This window comes from Lentzea sp. NPDC005914 (assembly GCF_040629405.1).
Classification (GTDB): Bacteria; Actinomycetota; Actinomycetes; order Mycobacteriales; family Pseudonocardiaceae; genus Lentzea.
In genome coordinates this window covers 107569-120797 of the sequence record NZ_JBEXVQ010000006.1, presented here as the reverse complement: position 1 = coordinate 120797, position 13229 = coordinate 107569, and the positions used below count along the sequence as shown (strand labels likewise).

Genomic DNA, 13229 nt, shown 5'->3' with positions numbered 1-13229 from the left:
AGTCTCGAACTTCGACCTATGACGAGGTCAAGCTGTTTTCAGGAACTCGTCGACCTCGGCCAGCGCCGCCGCGCGAACGGGCTCGGGCGACAGGAACAGGTCGTGCATGCCGGCCTCGATCTCCACGACCTTGACCGATGATCCGATCTTCGGGCCCCACTTCCTCATGCCCTCGACGTCGAGCACCGCGTCCGCCTTGGACACGTCCTCGCTCCACTGTTTGGCGTTCAACATGCTCCGGGACGAGTGCAGCACCAGCACGGGCACCCGCACGTCGAGTCCGTTGTGGACCTTCTCCTGCGCGATGAGGATCGCCCGGATCCACCCGGCGAGCACCGGGAACCCCGCGAGCGGCTTCCACTTCAGGTCGAAGTCCCACTCGCCGTTGCGCGAACTGTGGATCGCCGACCCGTAGGCGTCGCCGAGGTTCGCGCGGATCTTCACCTTCGGCGCGACCTGCCCGATCAGGCGCACCAGCTGGCGCACGAACGGCGGCTCGACGACGTCCAGCCACGGGCTGTTGAGCACCAACGCGCTGATCAGGTCGCTGGAGCGCCGTTCGTGCGCCCACAACGACGTGGTGAGTCCGCCGGTCGAGTGGCCCATCAGCACCACACGCGAATGGTCTTCACGAACCTTGGCGACGGCGGCGTCGATCTCCTCGAAGTACACCGCGATGTCGGTCGTGTAGTTCGGCAGCTCGCCGTCGCGCAACGACCGGCCGTATCCGCGCAGGTCGACGGCGTAGAAGTCGTAGCCCTGGGCCGTGTAGTGCTCGGCCACGTGCTCCTGGAAGAAGTAGTCGGCGAACCCGTGCACGTAGAGGATCGCGCCGCGGTCGTTGGCCACGGCACGCCTGCGGACCAGGGTCGCGGAGGCACCGCCACGCAGCGGCAGGACGGTGGTGTCTTCGTCGGTCACCGCGTCAGTTTGCAACCATCCGGCGCCGATTCCGTGCAGCCTTGTCCGGATCGTGTCTAACCTGGGGGTGTGACGGGGGATATTGAGCAGTCATCGAGGGTGCGCTTCGTCGGCATGAGCCCGCGCGCCTATGAACACCCTGCCGACCGAGGCGCCCTCGCGGTGCTGAGGGCGGTGCCCGCCGTGGCACCGATTCTCAAGGCGGTCGCCGGAGCCTTCTCCGAGCGGGGTGAGCGCCTGCTTCAGGTGGCTTCCTCCGTGCGGGTCGGCCCGAAGCAGTACCCGCAGCTCGACAGGATCCGCAACGAGGTGGCGGCGACGTTCGACCTCGCCGAGATCCCCGACCTCTACGTCGAGCGCAACGCGCAGGTCTACGGCTTCACCTACGGCATCGACAAGCCGTTCATCGTGATCAGCACAGGCGCGGTCGACCTGCTCGACAACGAGTCGCTGCGGTTCCTCATCGGCCACGAGATGGGCCACGTGATGTCGGGCCACGCGCTCTACAACACGCTGCTGCGCCGGCTCATCGACCTCACCACGTCGTTCGCGTGGGTGCCCGCGGGTGCGATCGCCATGCGGGCGGTCATCGCGGCGCTGCGCGAGTGGCAGCGCAAGACCGAGCTGTCGTGCGACCGGGCGGGCCTGCTCGCGTGCCAGGACCCGCAGGCCGCGTTGCGCACGCACCTCGCGATGGCGGGCGACCTCGGTGGCCAGGTCGACATCGCGTCGTTCCTCGCCCAGGCCAAGGAGTACGAGGAGGTCGAGGACATCCGCGACAGCCTCCTCAAGCTCCTGCACACCGAGCACCGTTCGCACCCGCTGGTCGTGGTACGGGCCGCCGAGCTGCAGCGCTGGTCGGCGACCGAGGAGTACCGCGAGATCCTGACCGGCACGTACCCGCGCCGCGAGGACGACCGGCCGGCGAGCAACCTCACGGACGACGTGAAGTCCGCCGCCCGCTCGTACAAGGAGTCCATGGGCAACTCCGCCGACCCGTTGATCAAGACGATCAACGACATCGGCGAGACCGTAATGGGTGCCGCGGGCAGGGCCTGGAGCAAGTTTGCTCCGAATGGAGCATCGGAGTAGCTACCATCTGGAGTCATGAGACGACTCCTGGTGCTGGTTGTGTCGGCCATGCTGGTTTCGAGCGGCACCGCTGCCGCCGGTGAGCAGGTCATCGGCGGCGAGCGGGCCTCGATCGAGGCCAGCCCGTGGGCCGTCTACCTCACCGACGACACCGGCGCGCAGTTCTGCGGAGGCACGATCGTCGCGCCGACGAAGGTGCTCACCGCGGCCCACTGCGCCCTCGGCCGTGCACCTCGTGACCTGCGCGTCGTCGCCGGCCGCGAGGACAAGCAGGACCGCGACTCCGGGGTGTCGGTGACGCCCGCGGACATCTGGATCCACAGGCAGTACGTCGCGGCCGACGAGGGTGAGGACGTCGCCGTCCTGACGCTCAAGAAGGCGCTGCCCTACGCCCCGCTGCCCATCGCGGAACTGACCGATCGGGCGCTCTACCAGCCCGGCACGCAGCTGCGGGCGCTCGGCTGGGGCCGTACCAGCGAGAACGGCAAGACGTCGCGTTTCCTCATGCAGGCCGTGCTGCCGGTGCTGCCCGACGACTACTGCGTCGAGGCGTACCCGCAGTTCGTGAAGACGGACATGTTCTGCGCGGGCTACGAGGGCGGCAAGGTCGACACCTGCCAGGGCGACTCGGGTGGCCCGATCGTCGCGGACGGCAAGCTCGTCGGCGTCACGTCGTGGGGCGAGGGTTGTGCGCGCAGGGGCAAGCCCGGCGTCTACGTCCGGCTCTCCCGCTACGCGAAGGACCTTCACCCGGTCGTGGATGCTTTGCCGACTGGAGTTGTCGACCGGTAGGCCCCTGGGTTCAGTGGGGTGCATGCGTCTGCTGGCAGCGGTTCTGGCTCTGCTCGTGATCACGGCGCCCCCTTCGCAGGCCGAGCCCAGAGTCGTCGGCGGAGTCGTGGTCGAGAACGCCGGCGAGGCGCCGTGGATGGTCGCCCTGACGACGTCGTCGGGCTACCAGTTCTGCGGAGGCGCGCTGGTCGGGTCCGGTCTGGTGGCCACGGCGGCGCACTGCGTCCACGGCCGCACGCCCAGCTCGATCACCGTGGTCGGTGGCAGGCTGGATCTGCGCACCGACGGCGGTTCCGCGTCGGTCGTAGAGAAGTACCAGATCGCCGAGGGCTACTCGACTCCCTCGCGGGGCAAGGACATCGCGCTGCTGATGCTCGCTCAGCCCATGCCGTACGAGGTGCTGCCGGTGGCCGCCACGACAGCTGTGTACGCGGCTCGCAACGTCGGCGTCGTGTACGGGTGGGGGCGGCAGGCGGAGAGCGACACGAACAAGAGTCCGTTGCTGCACAAGGCTTCCATCCCGATCATGGCGGACGAGCAGTGCGCCGGGGTGTACGCGCGGTACGACGCCGAGGCCATGTTCTGCGCCGGGTACCCGGAGGGCGGGATCGACTCGTGCATCGACGACTCCGGCGGCCCGTTCGTGGTCGAAGGCAGGCTGGCGGGCATCGTGTCGTGGGGCATCGGGTGCGCTCGCCCGAACACGCCCGGGGTCTACACGCGCGTCACGACCTACTTGAGCTGAGCGCGCACCAGATCCGCGCGGTAGCGGAACCCGGCCGCCTCCGCGCGCTCGATCGCCTTGTGGCACACCGTGTTCGCGGCTTCCGCGGCGCCGTTTTCGCGTAGCAGAGCCGCTTTGCCCGCGAGCGCGAGCACTTCCAGGAGCCGGAACTCGGCGTCGGCCGCGCGCCGGTGCACGTCGTCGTACTCGGCGATCGAACGATGCAACCCCGCGAGCACCAGGCGGGCGTTGACCTCGACGAACGGGTTGTCCTGCCCGGACATCTCGAGCGCGCGCAGAGCGTGGTCGCGGGCCTCGTCACGTCTGCCGGTGGTGGTGAACAGCTCGGCGAACTCGACCAGCACGAACATCTCGATCGGACGCAGGCCGTGCCGCCCGGCCAGTTCCAGCGCCTCGCGGAAGGCCTCCTCGGCCTCAGCGAACTTCTTCCGCGCGGTCAGCACCGTGCCGAGGTTGCCGAGCTGGTTCGCGAGCTGGCTCACGTAGTCGATCTCGCGTGCCAGCCCGATCGCTCGCCGTTGCGTCTTCTCCGCGCCGTCGAGGTTGCCGAGCTCCATCTCCAGCAACCCGAGGTTGCCGAGGCCGCCGATGAGGTTCGGCTTCAGGTCGTTCGCCAGGTACAGCTCGATCGCGGCACCGAGATGCCTGCGCGCGAGATCGAGCTCGCCGAGGCTGTGATAGGCGCCGGCGAGCATGTTGAGCGCCACGGACTCCTCCGCCTGCCGGCCGGCCGCCCGGAACTCGGCGATCGCCCGCTCGCAGTGCTCGATGGCCGAGCGGTGCTCACCGAAGCGGTAGTCGAGATACCCGAGGCACACGCGCATCGCGGCCGCGCGTTGCCCGGTCTCCCGGGCGAGGGCGGCACGGGCGATCGAGCGCAGGTCGGCGAAGGGCCCGGTGAGGGACAGGTGTGCGCGCAGCGCGGCGACCAGCGCGGCGTCCGGTTGGTCCTCGGCCAGCGCGACGAGGTTCAGCCGCTCGGCCTCGAACCACGCCTGGGCCTCGTGTTCGTCCGCGAACGGCACGGCGTCCGGCACGGGTGGCAGCAGCCGGGTGAATCCGGCGTTCAGGGCGGCGTCGGCACCGTCCGCCCTGGCGAGGTAGAAGTCGAAGACCGTGCGCCGGTCTTGCTGTGTCGCACGGGAATGCGCGTACAGGCGCAGCAGGTCGTGCAGCTGGTAGCGGTCGTTTCCGTTGCTCTGCACCAGGTTCGCCGCGACGAGCTCGTCGATGGTGTCACCCGCGAGCGCGCGCGGGATGTCCGGACCGGGCACGGCGCCGAGGAAGTCGAACGTCCGCCGCGCCCGTTCCGGCAGCTTCCGGTAGGAGAGGTCGAACGCCGCCCGCACGGCGGTGTGGTCCTCCTCGATCTCCAACGCCTCCAGCCGGTGCTCGCGCAGTTCCGCCACGTAGTCCGGCAGGTGACGGCCGGCGAGGTTCGCCCCGGCGATGCGCAGTGCCAGCGGCAGCCGCGCACACAGCTCGATCAGTTCGCTCGGGTCGCCCTCGACGCGCATCCGCTCGAGCAGCTCGCGTGCTTCCCGATCCGCCAGCACACCCAGGTTGACCTGTGGGAACATCGGCATTTCCGCGCGGCTGGTGACCAGTGCGACGCAGCCGGGCACCTCGGGGAGCAGCGGGGCGATCACGTCCTCGGTCGCGTTGTCGAGCACCACCAGCACCCGCCGATTGCGCAGCAGCTCGCGGTAGTCGTCGTCCGGGCCGCCGCCGAGCACCTTCACGAACCGGGCGAGCGCCTGCTCGACGGTCATCGACGGCCCGGTGGAGTAGCCGCGCAGGTTGACGTACAGCTGGCCGTCCGGGAACTGCTCGCGCAACCGGTGTGCCTCCCGCACGGCGAGCACGGTCTTGCCGACCCCCGGCAGGCCGGTGATCGCCCGCACCGGTGCGTCCAACAGGCGCAGTCGTGCGATTTCCTCTTTCCTGCCAACGAAATCAGGCAGGTCCGCGGGGAGCTGGCAGGGCGCGGGCGGGCGGAGGACGAGCCGGTAACCGGACGGTTCGGTGATCACGCGCTCGGTGGTGCGGAGCCGTTGGACCAGCGTGCGCAGCGCCGCTCGCGGGTGCTTCGGCGGATCGTCCGGCCAGACCTCGGCGACCAGTCGGTCGAACGACACGGGCTCACCGGGGTGCGCGGCCAGAGCGTCGCGCAGGGCCTGCAGTCGATCCGCCACGAGATCGAGTCTGCCTCAGAGCACAAGCCCCACGGACATGGTCAGGAAGACCGCCGCGCAGACCGCGTCCAGTGCCGTGGTCACGCCGGGCCGCTTGAGCTTCCCGGCCATGCGGGAGGCCGCCAGCACGATCATCAGCTCCCAGATCGCGGCGAGTCCGAGGAACAGCACGGCGAGCATCGCGAGTTGCGGTGCCGGTTCACCCGATCCGATGAACTGCGGCAGGAACGCGAGCGAGAACAGGATCATCTTCGGGTTTGTGATGTTGGTCAGGAAGCCCTGGCGGAACGGCCTGGTGCTCATGACCTCCTCCGGCTCCGCGGCTGATCGCTTGAGGAGGCCCCGCGTGATGGAAACCGCCAGGTAGAGCAGGTAGGCGGCACCGATCCAGCGCAGCGCCGTGAGCACCATCGGGTACTGCGCGAGCACCACGCCGAGCCCCGAGATCACCAGCGCGACCTGCACCGCGGCGGCCGAGTGGATGCCCGCCAGCGCGAGCAGTCCCGAACGCGTGCCCGACCGCAGTGACGTGCGCAGCAACAGGAACGCGTCAACACCGGGGGTCACGATGATGACCGCGCACGCGATGAGAAAGGCCGGAACCTGGCCGAAGTCGAACAACACCGTACATACCCCCGTGATTTGTGCCACTGACCGCAAAATCTCCGGCCTGACTGGACACTAACACGAGAATCTCCGGTTTTGACGCCGTCCTAGCGCGATCGCTACCGTTGGTGACCAATCGTCCACCTGGCGCAACGAGGAGTGGTCCGTGAGGGGTAAGCGGCTTGCCGTGCTGGTGGCGGTGATCGCGCTGGTCAGCGGTACTTCCTCCGCTGATGCGATCGTTGGGGGGACACCCGCGCGGGTGGCCGACACCCCGTGGGTTGTGGCAATCACCACCACGGACGGCCAGCTGATCTGCGGCGGCGCGCTGGTGGCCCCGGACAAGGTCATGACGGCCGCCCACTGCGTGACGCTGAAGGGCGTGCTGGGCAAGAACCAGCGCCCGGCCGACCAGGTGCGCGTGGTCGCCGGCCGCACCGACCTGCGCTCCCACGACGAGGGCGTCGAAGCTCAGGTCGTCGACGTGTGGCGGCACCCCGACTACCGCGAGGTCACCAAGGGCGACGACGTGGCGATCCTGACCCTGGAACGCTCGTTGCCGTATCGGACGATCGCGCTCGGCGAGGTCGGCGACGAGGGCATGGTGCTCGGCTGGGGCCGCACCGCCGAGAACACCCCGCCGTCCATGACCCTGCGCAAGGTCACCGTGCCGATCTTGTCGGACCAGGAGTGCATGCTGAAGGAGCCGGATTTCCGGCCGGGTGCGATGTTGTGCGCAGGACGAGGAAACCGTGACGCGTGCACGGGCGATTCCGGCGGCCCCCTGGTGGTGCGGGGCAGGCTGGCGGGTGTCGTCTCGTTCGGCCGAGGCTGTGCGCGGGCGGACGAACCGGGTGTCTACACCCGTCTGGCTCACTACCGGTCCGTGCTGGGCTTCTGATATCCAAGGTGCGGTGCGAACCACACCGTTTCCCGCCACTCTGCGCCGGCAGTGGGGCCTCGACCTGAGCCCCGGCCAGCTCTACGCCATCCTGCGTCTGCGTCAGGACGTCTTCGTAGTCGAGCAGAACTGCGTCTACGCCGACGTCGACGGCCACGACCTGGACCAGGGCACCCGGCACTTCTGGCTGGAAGCCGACGGATCACACGACCCGCTCGCGTACCTGCGCCTGGTCGAGGAGCCCGACGGCACGTTCCGCATCGGCCGCGTCGCCACGGCCCGCATGGCCCGTGGCCGCGGCTTCAGCCGGCGGTTGATGCAGGCCGCGCTGGTCGACGTGGGCACCACGCCGTGCGTGCTCGACGCGCAGACGTACGTGACGGACTTCTACGCGTCGTTCGGGTTCGTGGTGGAGGGTGCGGAGTTCATCGAGGACGGCATCCCGCACATGCGGATGGTGCGCACGCCCTGACGCGGCGCGCTCCACGCCAGCCGTGCGGCTTCTTTCCCGAGAGCGCGGCGTTCATCGAGGACGGCATGCGGATGGTCCGCACGCCTCGATGCCGCGCGCCGGCCTCACCGAGACCGAGGCTCCACACCCGCGGCCGCCGCGCACTCCCTGATCACCCGCACCGCGCGTTCGATCTCCGCCTCGGTCAGGTCGGCCCGCGCGGTCAGCCGCAGCCGGCTGATCTGGTCCGGCACCGACGGCGGCCGGAAGCACCCGACGACCACGCCGTTGGTCCGGCAGTTCTCGGCCCACTGGAACGCCTGCTCCGGCGACGGAGCCCGCACGCTCACCACGGCGGCCGTCGGCGTGCTCACCTGAAAACCGGCTTCCTTGAGCCGGTTCGACAGGTCGTGCGCCACGGCCAGCGCGCGCGAGGGACGGTCCGGCTCCTCGCGCAGGATCTTGATCGCCGCGAGGGCCGCCGCCGCGCTCGAAGGTGCGAGCCCGGTGTCGAAGATGAACGTGCGCGCGGTGTCGATCAGGTGCTTGATCACCCGGCTCGGCCCGAGCACCGCACCACCCTGCGCGCCCAGCGACTTGCTCAGCGTCAGAGTCGTGATGACGTCCGGCGCCTTGATGATGCCCGCCTCGGCGACCGCACCTCGTCCTCCGGGCCCGACGACACCGAGCCCGTGCGCGTCGTCGACCACGAGCGCGGCACCGGTGGCGCGGCAGGCCTCGTGCAGCTCGTTCAAAGGCGCGATGTCGCCGTCGACGGAGAACACCGAGTCCGTGACCACGATCGCGCGTCGCTTGCCGCGGGTCTCCAGAGCGTGCCGGACCTTGCCGACGTCGCAATGGTCCGCGACGACCACGTCCGCCTTGGACAGCCGCGTGCCGTCGATCAGCGACGCGTGGATGTGCTGGTCGGCGACGATCGCCGTGCCGGGGCCGGACAACGCCGTGACCGCGGCGAGGTTCGCCAGGTAGCCGCTGCTGAACACCAGCGCCGACTGCGAGCCGCAGAAGTTCGCGAGCTCGTACTCCAGTTCGGCGTGCAGTTCCGTCGACCCCGTGACCAGGCGTGACCCCGTGGAGCCCGCACCCCACTTCAACGTGGCGGCGGCCGCGGCACCGGCGACGCGCTTGTCCTTCGCGAGCCCGAGGTAGTCGTTGCTGGCGAGGTCGAGGTCCGTCGAGTCCGAGGTGCGCGGCCGGAGACGGCGGGTCAGACCCGCCTTGGCCCTCGCTTCAGAACGGACGTCGATCCAGTCGAACGTGGACTCACCACCACTGGAAATCGCCTCAGTTGTGCTCACGGTCACCGCCAGAGTCTCCCATCCGCCGACTAGCGTGCCGCTCGTGGACCTGTTCACCTTCACGCGCGCCGAACTCACCTCGCCGGTGCAGTTCTGCGACGGCCGCTGGGTGGTGTCGGGTTACGACGACGTGCGCGCGATCCTCGCCGATCCTGTCACCTACCTGCCCGACAACGCCCTGACCGCCGTCACGCCGGTCGCGCCGGCCGCGTTGCGCGCCCTGGTGAGGGCCCGTTTCTCGCTGCCGCCGACGCTCGCGAACAACGGTTCCGAGTCCCACGCCGGCCTGCGCAGACTCGTCGCGTCGTTCTTCACGCCGGTTCGGGTCGCCGCCGCGGAGCCTCGCATCCGTGAGCTCGTTTTGGAACGCCTGGGTGGCACGGATCTCGTGCACGACCTGGCCTGGGACACGCCCGCCATCGTGCTGATGGACCTCCTCGGCCTGGAGAACGTCGACATCCCGACGCTCAAGCGCTGGAGCACGGGTTCCCTGGAGTTCTTCTGGGGCAACATCTCCACCGAACGCCAGCTGGAGCTCGTCGACGACGTCGGCGACTTCCACCAGTGGCTGATCAAGCGTTACCACGCACGGGACGGCGAGCTCTTCGAAGCACTGGCCGACGCCGGTGTGTCCGCCGAGGACTCCGCCGGCCTCTGCTACTTCCTGCTGATCGCGGGCCAGGAGACGACGACTCAGTTGCTGTCCACGGCGTTGCGTCGTGCGCTGCAGGACCGCGCGTTGTGGGCACGTCTGGGCGTGCCGGGTGTCGCGGAGTCGTTCGTGGAGGACGTGCTGCGGACCGACACGCCCGTGGTGACCTGGCGGCGGCTGACTGCTCGTGAGGTCGTGCTGTCCGGTGTTCGCGTTCCTGCCGGTGCGGAGCTCGTGTTGTTGTTGAGCGGCAAGGAGAACGACCCCAGGCACCTCGCGTTCGGCTACGGCCGCCACTTCTGTCTCGGCGCCGGTCTGGCTCGGTTGGAGACCGCGGTGACGTTGCGGACCGTGGCGGAGCACGAGCCGTCGTTGCACCTGGTCGGTGAGGATCCGCAGTGGCTGAACCTGCTGTCGTTCCGCGCGCCGAAGTCGGTGGCCGTGAGTCGCTGACCTGAGGTTTGATGCTCGGGTGATGAATCGTCAGCTCTCGGGAACCCGCAAGAAGACGCTGCTGGAGAGGCTCGGCCCCGTGCCGGACGTCGACCCCGACCGGTACGGCGACGGCGGCCCGGTGGGCGCGCTGGAGGCGCGGGTCGCGCAGTTGCTGGGCACCGAGGCCGCGTTGTTCGTGCCGACCGGGACCATGGCGCAGCAGATCGCGCTGAAGTGCTGGGCCGACCGCACGCACAACCCGATCGTGGCGATGCATCCGCAGGCGCACCCGCTCAACCACGAGGACGACGCGCTGACCGTGCTGTCCGGTCTCCGTCCGATCAAGGTGCGCAACTCCGAGGTCGCGACCTGTCCTGAGCCGTTCGGGACGCTGCTGCTGGAGGTGCCGGACCGCGAAGCCGGGTTCATCCTGCCGACCTGGGACGAGCTGACCGAGACGGTGGACGCCGCCCGTGAACGGGACGCGGTCGTGCACCTCGACGGCGCGCGGCTGTGGGAGAGCACGTTCGGCCTGGGCAAGCCGCTGGCCGAGATCGCCGGCCTGTTCGACTCGGTCTACGTGTCGTTCTACAAGTCGCTGGAGGGAGTCTCCGGCGCGGCACTCGCGGGCAGCCAGGACTTCGTCGACCAGGCTCGGGTGTGGCGGCACCGCTACGGCGGCATGCTGTTCCAGCAGTGGCCAGCGGCGCTTTCGGCGTTGCACGGCCTCGACACCGTCCTGCCGAAGCTCGGCACGTACGTCGAGCACGCCAAGGTCGTGGCGGCGGCGATGGGCCTGCCGGAACCGCACACCCACCAGTTCGCGCTGCACCTGCCCGGCGATCCGAAGCACCTGACCGAGGTCAGCGGCAAGTTCCTCGGCAACTTCTGGCGGGACGGCACGCTCGCGAAGAACGAGGTCACGATCGCCGAGCCCGCGCTGGAGTGGACGGCGGACGAGGTCGAGGAGGCGTGGGCGCACTTCCAGAGCCTGCTCTGAGCGATGTCGCTCACCTGGCTGTTGGTCCCGCAGGTGCGAAATGCGACGATGCCGGGGCTGTGAGGGGAGTGCGAGGAAGCCGGTGCGAATCCGGCGCCGTCCCGCGACTGTGACCGGTCCTGGAGAGACCGGGAGTCAGGAACTCGACCCCCTCTTCGATCAACCGGCCACGGGCGTGGACACCCGAGGAAGGACTTCGCCGAGCATGTACCCCTTTTCGGCCGTCGTCGGACATGACGATCTCCGGCTCGCCCTGCTGCTGAACGCCGTGCACCCCGGCATCGGCGGCGTTCTCGTCCGCGGCGAGAAGGGGACCGCGAAGTCGACCATCGTGCGTGCCCTGGCCGCACTCCTCCCGGAGCTGGACGTCTCGCGGAACTGTCGCTTCGGGTGCGTTCCCGGCAGCACCGACTGCCCCGACGCGCCCCACGAAGGCAGCGAACGACGGCCAGCCAAGCTCGTCGAACTGCCGGTCGGCGCCACCGAGGACCGCCTGGTCGGCTCGCTCGACCTGGAGAAGGCCCTGACCGAGGGCGTGCGGGCGTTCCAGCCGGGTCTGCTCGCCACCGCGCACCGGGGCGTGCTCTACGTCGACGAGGTCAACCTGCTGCACGACCACCTCGTCGACCTGTTGCTCGACGCCGCCGCGATGGGCCGTGCGCACGTGGAACGCGAAGGCGTCTCGGTGTCGCACCCGTCCCAGTTCCTTCTGGTCGGCACGATGAACCCCGAGGAGGGCGAGCTCCGGCCTCAGCTGCTCGACCGGTTCGGGCTCACGGTCTCGGTCAAGGCGTCGCGGGACGTGGCCACCCGGTACGAGGTGATCAAGCGCCGGCTCGGCTACGAGAACGACCCCGGGTCGTTCACCTCCTTCTGGGCGCACCACGACGCCCAGCTCAAGCAGCAGATCATCGACGCGCGGGCCAAGCTGCCCCGTGTGTCCCTTCCGGACGGTGAGGTGCGCAGGATCGCCGCTGTCTGCGCGGCTTTCGAGGTCGACGGCATGCGCGCGGACCTCGTCGTCGCCCGCACCGCCACCGCCCACGCGGCCTGGCGGGGCGCCGACGAGGTCGAGGAGCAGGACGTCGAGGCCGCCGTGCGGCTCGCCCTGCCGCACCGGCGCCGGCGCGACCCGTTCGACGAGCCCGGCATCGAGGAGCAGCAGCTCGAGGACGCCATGCGCGAGGCAGCCGAGCACGCCGAGGAACCCGGCGACGGCCCCGACGACGACGGTCCCGGCGGCGGCGAGCTGCCCGAACCGCAGGAAGGCCCCCAGGGCAACGGGAACGCGCCCAACGACCGTCCGGCTCCGGAACCCGCTCCGGCGTTCAAGGCGAGGCTCCTGGAAGTCCCCGGCGTCGGAGAAGGCGCGCCGGGCAAGCGTTCCAGGGCCCGCGCCCGCACCGGCAGGATCGTCCGTTCGTCCAAAGTGGACGGCAGTGGCCTGCACCTCGTCGACACGCTCCTGAACGCCGCGCCGCACCAGCACGAACGCGGCCGCACCAGCCCCGGTCTCATCCTCGCCGCGTCAGACCTGCGCAAGGCGGTGCGAGAGGGCAAGGAGTCCAACCTCATCCTGTTCGTGGTCGACGCCTCGGGCTCGATGGCCGCACGCCAGCGCATGTCTGCGGTGAGCGGCGCGGTCGTCTCGCTGCTCCGCGACGCCTACCAGCGCCGCGACAAGGTCGGCGTGATCACGTTCCGCGGCAGCAGCGCCGAAGTCGCTTTGCCCCCAACGACTTCCGTGGACGCCGCCGCGACCCGTCTCAAGAAGATGCGCACCGGTGGCCGGACCCCGCTGGCCGACGGCATCCTCAAGACCCACAAGATCCTCGAGATCGAACGGCTCAGGGAACCGCAGAAGCGCCCGCTGGTGGTGCTGCTGACCGACGGCCGAGCCACGTCGTCCGGACTCGGCGGCGATCCGACCAAGGACGCGCTCAAAGCGGCCGGGCTGCTCGAACAGACCGCGGTGGTCGTCGTCGACTGCGAACAGGGCCACATCCGCCTGGGGCTCGCCCAGAAGATCGCCGAGGCCCTGAAGGGCGCCTGCGTCCGCCTCGACCAGCTCAGCGCCGACCACCTCGCCGGCGTAGTCCGCGCCGCGTAAGGAGAAACCC

General features: G+C 69.6%; 12 protein-coding genes and 1 riboswitch. Of the genes, 8 read left to right on the top strand and 4 right to left on the bottom strand.

The genetic code is table 11. From position 1 onward, the window contains the following. Positions 1–27 precede the first annotated feature (27 nt). A complete protein-coding gene (locus ABZ345_RS10420; RefSeq protein WP_359845176.1) occupies positions 28–921 on the bottom strand; it encodes an alpha/beta hydrolase in 894 nt (297 codons plus the stop codon). A 69-nt stretch (positions 922–990) separates the two neighbouring features. Between ABZ345_RS10420 and ABZ345_RS10415 the strand changes: the two genes are divergently transcribed. The 3 genes from ABZ345_RS10415 to ABZ345_RS10405 are packed head-to-tail and all read left to right on the top strand — an operon-like array spanning position 991 to position 3550. Continuing rightward, the gene (locus ABZ345_RS10415) at positions 991–2013 is read left to right on the top strand and encodes a M48 family metallopeptidase (RefSeq protein ID WP_359845173.1); all 1023 of its coding nucleotides are present in this window, start codon (positions 991–993) and stop codon (positions 2011–2013) included. 15 nt (positions 2014–2028) lie between these two features. After that, positions 2029–2805, top strand: a complete 777-nt coding sequence (locus tag ABZ345_RS10410; protein ID WP_359845171.1) for a serine protease — start codon at positions 2029–2031, stop codon at positions 2803–2805. Positions 2806–2827: 22 nt separating this feature from the next. Continuing rightward, on the top strand, positions 2828–3550 hold the full coding sequence (locus ABZ345_RS10405; protein WP_359845168.1) for a serine protease: 723 nt from the start codon (positions 2828–2830) through the stop codon (positions 3548–3550). Here the strand turns inward: ABZ345_RS10405 and ABZ345_RS10400 are convergent. Beyond that, positions 3538–5745, bottom strand: coding sequence for a tetratricopeptide repeat protein (locus tag ABZ345_RS10400; protein ID WP_359845165.1), 2208 nt, complete (start codon positions 5743–5745; stop codon positions 3538–3540). The genes ABZ345_RS10405 and ABZ345_RS10400 overlap by 13 nt on opposite strands. A 15-nt stretch (positions 5746–5760) precedes the next feature. After that, positions 5761–6369 carry a LysE family translocator gene (locus tag ABZ345_RS10395; protein ID WP_359845162.1) on the bottom strand — a complete coding sequence of 203 codons (609 nt, stop codon included), beginning with the start codon at positions 6367–6369 and terminating at the stop codon, positions 5761–5763. Positions 6370–6517: 148 nt separating this feature from the next. Between ABZ345_RS10395 and ABZ345_RS10390 the strand changes: the two genes are divergently transcribed. Continuing rightward, entirely contained in the window at positions 6518–7252 is a 735-nt protein-coding gene (locus ABZ345_RS10390) for a serine protease (protein ID WP_359845159.1), read from the top strand. Between the two features lie 13 nt (positions 7253–7265). Further along, complete coding sequence (locus ABZ345_RS10385; RefSeq protein WP_359845156.1) at positions 7266–7724, top strand: GNAT family N-acetyltransferase; 459 nt, start codon at positions 7266–7268, stop codon at positions 7722–7724. Between the two features lie 104 nt (positions 7725–7828). On the opposite strand, the gene ABZ345_RS10380 is transcribed toward ABZ345_RS10385, so the two are convergent. After that, positions 7829–9022 (bottom strand): 8-amino-7-oxononanoate synthase, encoded by a 1194-nt coding sequence (locus ABZ345_RS10380; RefSeq protein WP_359845153.1) that lies wholly within the window; start codon positions 9020–9022, stop codon positions 7829–7831. Between the two features lie 43 nt (positions 9023–9065). Between ABZ345_RS10380 and ABZ345_RS10375 the strand changes: the two genes are divergently transcribed. The 3 genes from ABZ345_RS10375 (at position 9066) to ABZ345_RS10365 (ending at position 13219) form a co-directional block, all read left to right on the top strand. Further along, a complete protein-coding gene (locus tag ABZ345_RS10375; protein WP_359845150.1) occupies positions 9066–10127 on the top strand; it encodes a hypothetical protein in 1062 nt (353 codons plus the stop codon). A gap of 22 nt (positions 10128–10149) precedes the next feature. Continuing rightward, positions 10150–11109, top strand: coding sequence for a beta-eliminating lyase-related protein (locus ABZ345_RS10370; protein ID WP_359845147.1), 960 nt, complete (start codon positions 10150–10152; stop codon positions 11107–11109). Between the two features lie 29 nt (positions 11110–11138). Next, positions 11139–11275, top strand: a riboswitch (cobalamin riboswitch). Between the two features lie 39 nt (positions 11276–11314). Continuing rightward, positions 11315–13219, top strand: a complete 1905-nt coding sequence (locus tag ABZ345_RS10365; RefSeq protein WP_359845144.1) for a putative cobaltochelatase — start codon at positions 11315–11317, stop codon at positions 13217–13219. Positions 13220–13229: the final 10 nt, after the last annotated feature.

Excerpts from the sequence above, each read along its gene's own strand:
- ABZ345_RS10410 (WP_359845171.1), top strand. The coding sequence starts at position 2,029 with ATGAGACGACTCCTGGTGCTGGTTGTGTCGGCCATGCTGGTTTCGAGC.
- ABZ345_RS10405 (WP_359845168.1), top strand. The coding sequence starts at position 2,828 with ATGCGTCTGCTGGCAGCGGTTCTGGCTCTGCTCGTGATCACGGCGCCC.
- ABZ345_RS10370 (WP_359845147.1), top strand. The coding sequence starts at position 10,150 with ATGAATCGTCAGCTCTCGGGAACCCGCAAGAAGACGCTGCTGGAGAGG.
- ABZ345_RS10365 (WP_359845144.1), top strand. The coding sequence starts at position 11,315 with ATGTACCCCTTTTCGGCCGTCGTCGGACATGACGATCTCCGGCTCGCC.